The 6,000-nt window shown below is 43.8% G+C and carries 4 protein-coding genes (1 of these 4 cut by a window edge); 2 read left to right on the forward strand and 2 right to left on the reverse strand.

What is annotated here, in order from left to right; all coding sequences use genetic code 11:
* Positions 1-1,987 carry the 3' portion of a tandem-95 repeat protein gene (locus MTF70_RS20255; protein WP_248394229.1) on the forward strand. It extends 25,601 nt beyond the left edge of the window, so only the last 1,987 of its 27,588 coding nucleotides appear in the window; the start codon falls outside the window, past its left edge; it ends in the stop codon at positions 1,985-1,987.
* 86 nt (positions 1,988-2,073) lie between these two features.
* Here MTF70_RS20255 and MTF70_RS20260 read toward each other — a convergent pair whose 3' ends face one another.
* Both MTF70_RS20260 and MTF70_RS20265 read right to left on the reverse strand, forming a co-directional pair.
* A complete protein-coding gene (locus MTF70_RS20260; protein WP_005377363.1) occupies positions 2,074-2,688 on the reverse strand; it encodes an OmpA family protein in 615 nt (204 codons plus the stop codon).
* Positions 2,689-2,690: 2 nt separating this feature from the next.
* The gene (locus tag MTF70_RS20265; RefSeq protein WP_021707835.1) at positions 2,691-4,004 is read right to left on the reverse strand and encodes a TolC family outer membrane protein; all 1,314 of its coding nucleotides are present in this window, start codon (positions 4,002-4,004) and stop codon (positions 2,691-2,693) included.
* 389 nt (positions 4,005-4,393) lie between these two features.
* Between MTF70_RS20265 and MTF70_RS20270 the strand changes: the two genes are divergently transcribed.
* Positions 4,394-6,000, forward strand: a 1,607-nt coding sequence (locus MTF70_RS20270) for a Calx-beta domain-containing protein (protein WP_282450781.1), incomplete at its 3' end; no start/stop codon positions are given.

Here is a 6,000-nt window from a genome sequence, read left to right on the forward strand (position 1 = left end):
TTTATATGAAATTGAACGCGTTGTTTTTGCAGACAAAATTGTTGATTTGAAACCTGATGGCACTTATGAAGTGCTTCAAGATCGCTGGATTTCGGTCGATGTGGATGTTGATCTAGTTGATGTCGATGGAAGTGAGGATTTAGCGCAGACTGCTCTTGTACAAGATCTACCAGACGGTGTTGACGTGTATGTTGATGGGGTCGCAATTAAGCAAGATTCAAATGGAGATTACCCTGTCACTCTTGGTACAGATGGTAAGCTTTCCCTGGATATCAGAGTGCCATTCGATTATGAAGGCAGCTTAGAGTTCCCGCTAAGCGTTACTGCTACGTCTGTTGAAGGATCAAATAATGACGCAGCTTCAACAACTGAATCCGTTGAGCTTACAGCTCGTGACTATGTGTTGGAGTCGGGATCGCATGGGAATGATCAGATAACGGGTAGTGACGATCACGATATTATTGTTGGTGATGTTCAAGGATTGGAGATCATTGCAGGTCAGGACTACAACATCGCATTTGTTCTGGACACTTCAGGGAGCATGGGTAACTGGGTAGGAACTGCGAAGCAAGAAGTGCTAGATGTGTTTGATGAGCTGTTAAGTGCGGTAAATCAAGGAGAGAAGCCAGGGACAGTGAATATTCACCTTAGTGAATTTGCTTCAAGTGCATCAGCGGTGATTTCTGTTGACTTGAGTTCTCTTACAGCAAGAAAAGAGTTTGTAGAAGAGTTGAATCGTGTAATTGATGATGAGGGTTCTGGCGGCACAAACTATGAGGCGGGCTTACAGTCGGCCGTTGAATGGTTCAGCAGTCAACCTAACCCTAATGGCCAAAATATCACGTACTTTGTTACGGATGGTCAACCAAATAGAGCAACATACCTCTATGGTGTAGCACCGAGTGAATTCTCGAAAGTGATTTTGGACGTCGATAATTCTGGCAAGCTTGTTACCCTGCAAGATATTGCGAGTAAAAACAATTACTCATACGGACAAACAGTTACCTACAAAGGTGATGTCGTTATAGATAGTTACGGTAAGGTTTATTCACCGCTAACAGGAAGAATCCTTGGCGATATCGACAGATATTATGGCTCTATCCGTTATTACGATGAAGGGAATAGCTCGACACAAGCTCAACACATGTATCAAGTACTAGCGGCATTGTCCTCTATAGAAGCGATAGGTCTTGGGAGTGGCGTTGATGAACATACACTCAAGCAGTATGACACTGATGGTGTGGTAGAGTCAGATATTGATGTTACTAAGCTTGCTGAAACGATATTGGGTCAAGATGTACCTCTCAAACAAGGTTCAGACACTATTCAAGGAGGTGAAGGTAACGATATCTTGTTAGGTGACTTAATTGAGTTTGGTGGTAATGAACAAGGCTTAAGTGCGATTCAATCACATGTGGCGCAGCAAACGGGTCAGGATGTGTCTACCGTTGACGGCGAAGATATACATGAGTACGTTAGAAATAACTTGGAAGAATTCAACCAAACTCACCAAGGAGATAAATCGGATAATTTATATGGCGGCGCTGGTGATGACTTACTATTTGGTCATGGTGGCAACGACATACTCGTTGGCGGTGAAGGGGATGATATTCTGATTGGTGGTTTAGGTAGTGATACTTTAACAGGGTCAGAAGGGGCCGACATCTTTAAGTGGAGTGAAGTCACTAACGATGTTGATACTGTCACTGACTTCAATAAAAATGAAGACGCTCTAGACTTCTCAGATCTGTTTGACGACTTATCTAAAGATGAAATTGGAGAGCTTCTTAATGATCTTCAATCAGGTGATCATACTGGTGATGTCGGAGAGTATCATGTAGAAGTGGCACCAGACGGGGGATCTGAGGCAAACCTGAGTATTACAAAAGGGAGCTCGACATTGGACATCCATTTTGACGGTGCAAGTGTTGATGATGTGACTCAAAGCTTAATTGCGAGTTTAGAAGCTCAGTACAAAGACATGTAGTAGCGCTAAACTGTAGTCAAATTTAAAATCAAAAAGGTCTAGCAATTTGCTAGACCTTTTATTTTTACGGTCTGTTTATTGTTGTGCTAGCTTTTTGGAAGTGTTGTGAAAACGGTCCATTCTTTCTTCACTTCACCCTTGTGGCCAATCACTGTTGCGGTTACTCGACGGTTCAATGCGTGACTAACTTGGTCTGTACCTTGTGTCGCAAGTACTGTGTCTCCATAGCCGACAATGGTAACTCTATCTCCACTAATGCCGTTCTTCATGAGCTCTTTTCTAACGTTTTCAGCGCGGCGCTTAGATAAGTCAAGATTATGTTCTGCAGTACCAGTGCGACTAGCATAACCTTGAATCTCTATAGACGTGTTCGGGTACTCTTTCAAAAAGTCGGATAGTTCAAGAATTTGTTGCGTAAAGATAGGGTTGATCACATCGGAATCGTTCGCAAATAGTACTCGAATTTGCATTTCTTGTGAGGAGTCAACGTACGAACCGCAACCGTCGTTGTCTATTTCGGCACCCAAAGGTGTACCCGGGCACAAATCTCGCTCGTTAATGACTCCGTCAGAGTCATCATCTATATGATCAGCCCACTGATCGGCAATTGGGGTATCTATGTAATCATATTCATCACCACGATCTGATGAACTGCATGCGGAGAGCATTAATGAGAGTGTAATAAAAGCTATGTGTTTCATAATTAATACTCCACTTCTTCTAGCCATTCTTTAGGCATTTCAACCCTTAATGCACTCAACAGTTGCCCAGTTGCGTTCATCACTCGATATTTGGCGTACTGCTCTGCGTATTTAGAATCTAAGTAGTCTTTACGCGCCTCAAAGAGCTCGTTTTCAGTGTTCAATAGATCAAGCAGTGTTCGTTTACCGATGCGATATTGCTTCTCGTAAGCAATTACGGTTTCAGACGCAGAGTCTACATGATCTGATAGAAACTCTTTTTGTTGTAATGTTAAATCAAGCGCACTCCAAGAAAGCCTTAACCCTTCTTCAACATTGCGATAGGCACCTTCACGCAAGTCTTTTGCTTTATTTAGCTGGTAGGCAAAGTTTTCTGAGTTCGCTGCATCACTGCCACCATTGAATAGGTTGTAGCGTAGACGCAGCATGGCAAGTGTCTCATCACTTCGACCTTTTAAACCATCAGCGTCGTCACGCCATGTTTGCGAAGCTTCAATTGAAATGGTTGGGTAATTAACACCTTTAGACTGTTTGTATTGAAACTTAGCCGAGTCTACGTCTGCGAGCGCCACTTGAATAACGGGATGAAGTTCAAATGCCAAGCCTACCGCTTCATCAACCGTGTACGGGATAAAGTTTTGGTCCGCTCTCGGAAAGATTAACCCTTGTGGTGTTTGACCGACTAAACGAGTGAACATCGTGTGAGAGTCATACAGGTTATTTTGAGCAGCAGCTAAGTTTCCGTGTGCTTTTGCCAAACGTGCTTCTACCTGCGTCAAGTCAGCAGTAGAGCCGATACCCGAGTTGACTCGTTTTTTAATGTCATCGTAAATATCTTTATGAACAGCAAGGTTGTTTTCTGAAAGCTTTAGGACTTCATACGCTTTAACAGCGTCCAAGTACACTTTAGTCACTTCAAGTGCCTTATCTGAAGCATCTGCTAAGAGTTGAAATCTAACAGATTCAGCATCAGCTGCGGTTCGATCAATATCATTTAATGTAGCGCTACCATCCCATATTAGTTGGGTCAGTGTCACTGAAGCTTCCTTTCGAGTGTAATCCGTGTCTCCTCGACCAACTTCATCTGACGGGTCTAATCCTTCATATCCAATTCCAGCATCTAGATCAACAGAGGGGAGGTAAGCACCTGATGAAGCTTCATTTATGTACTTCTGGCTCATAAACTCGTTAAATGCACTCTTAATATCGGGGTTATTTTGTAGCGTCTGTGCAACCGCTTGCTCTAGAGTTTGACCGAAAACTGGTGAAGACACTATTAAGCAACAGCAGGCTATATGTACTCGATTCCATCTCACGTTAGTTCTCCTAAAATCATGTCGCTCTTATTCTGTTTCATATTTGAGACGAGAAGTTACAAACAATGAATTTTCTTAGTGCGTATTATCAACTTGTTGATGTTTAAATGTTTAATTCAATAAAAAACAACAATCTTACTCTCTAAACTCTAGCATACGAGGCAAAGCTTGCTTGGTAAGTGGTCGATTTTTTCGTAGAAAACCTTTTTATCTTAAGAGCATAGCGGAAACTGGTTTAAATGAAGGCAAATTCTTCGGTTATTTTCCTTATTACTCTCAAAAAACTAAATCCTCTTGGAATAAAACGAAAAATTCATATTTTGTCTAAACTATAGACGTGTTTAGTGCAGTAACAAGCCTTTAATTAAACTAATACAAGGATGAAGAGCATGGATCGAGTAGCGTTAAGTTCATTGATGAGCAATGTCGTGGTTATAGGGCTTGATGGGAACCTGAGAAGTCTTGAAAGTGGTCAGCTACCTCAGCCTGGTGAATTAATTATTGAGGAAGTTTCTGATACATCAGAATTAATTGTACAACAGGTAACACCGCAAGGTAGTTCAATTAACGTTACTGATGATGTCACTGCGCTAATCGAGGCTATCGCTAGTGGAGAAGACCCTACTGCTCTTGGTGAGGATTTTGAGCCAGCTGCAGGTGAGGAAAGTGGTTCTAGCCCCCAAAATACTGGTGCAATAGATCGTACTGGCGCTGAATTGTTGGCTAGTACGAATTTTGAGACCGTCGGTATTGATGGAATCGGACTGTCTACAACTCAAGCACTATCTTTGTTGGATCTTTTCAGAGTAATTAATGGCCCTGTACCACCGACTATCTTAGTTCAAGAAATATCTAGTCCGACTATCAACGAAGGTGACCAAGTTGTATTCGATATTACTCTAAGTCAAACAACTGAAGACAACACTGATGTCATTCTTTCTCTCCTTGATGGAACCGCAACAGGCGGCTCAGCTGACGAGAACGGGAGTGACTACGTCAATGAGCGTGTCCTCATAACATTTTCTGATGGTACAACAGAAGAAGTTTCAGTCGGTGAAAGCGGAACCTTTACCATTTCGATCCCACCGGGTGAAAGTGACTTTACGGTCTCTATAGACTCTATTGACGACTCTGTATTTGAAGGCCCAGAAACGTTTACGCTCTCTGGCACGACAGAAGAACAAAGCACACCTGTTACTGGGACTGCCACTATTTTAGATGATGGTAGTGGACCTGGCTCAAATCCTGATGATGATCGCCCAGCGGTAACGATGAGTGATGCAGGTACGGTTAATGAGGGTGAGACAGCGAACTTCAAAGTGACGCTGTCGAATGCCTCCGAGTCCACTGTTCAAGTCGAGCTAGGCCTGAACTTAGGTGACACCGAAGTTGGAGACTTAGGCACCTTAGAATACAACACAGGCTCCGGTTGGGTTGCAGTGCCAAACGATGGCGTAGTAACGGTGCCAGCGGGGCAAACTGAGTTTGATGTGCGTATCGCTTCCATTGATGACGCCGTTTATGAAGGTCCTGAAGATTTCAGTGTGACAGTGACTGGAATTGGTGCAGTGCAAGGCAGCGATACGGGGACGGCGACGATCGTGGACGACGGCAGTGGTCCGGGCCCTGATCCGGATGATGACCGCCCGAATGTGACTATTTCAGATGCTGGCACCATCAATGAGGGTGAGACAGCCAACTTCAAAGTGACGTTGTCGAATGCCTCCGAGTCCACTGTTCAAGTCGAGCTAGGCCTGAACTTGGGCGATACCGAAGCCGGTGACTTAGGTACCTTGGAATACAACACAGGCTCCGGTTGGGTTGCAGTGCCAAACGATGGCGTAGTAACGGTGCCAGCGGGGCAAACCGAGTTTGATGTGCGTATCGCTTCCATTGATGATGCTGTTTATGAAGGCCCTGAAGATTTCAGCGTGACGGTGACTGGCATTGGGGCGGTGCAAGGTAGCGATACCGGTACGGCAACGATAGTGGATGA

Origin of the sequence: Vibrio sp. 2CM40D (genome assembly GCF_023161825.1) — a bacterium.
GTDB lineage: Bacteria > Pseudomonadota > Gammaproteobacteria > Enterobacterales > Vibrionaceae > Vibrio > Vibrio alginolyticus.

Coding starts and splice junctions, on each gene's coding strand:
- MTF70_RS20260 (WP_005377363.1), bottom strand. CDS start 2,688: ATGAAACACATAGCTTTTATTACACTCTCATTAATGCTCTCCGCATGC.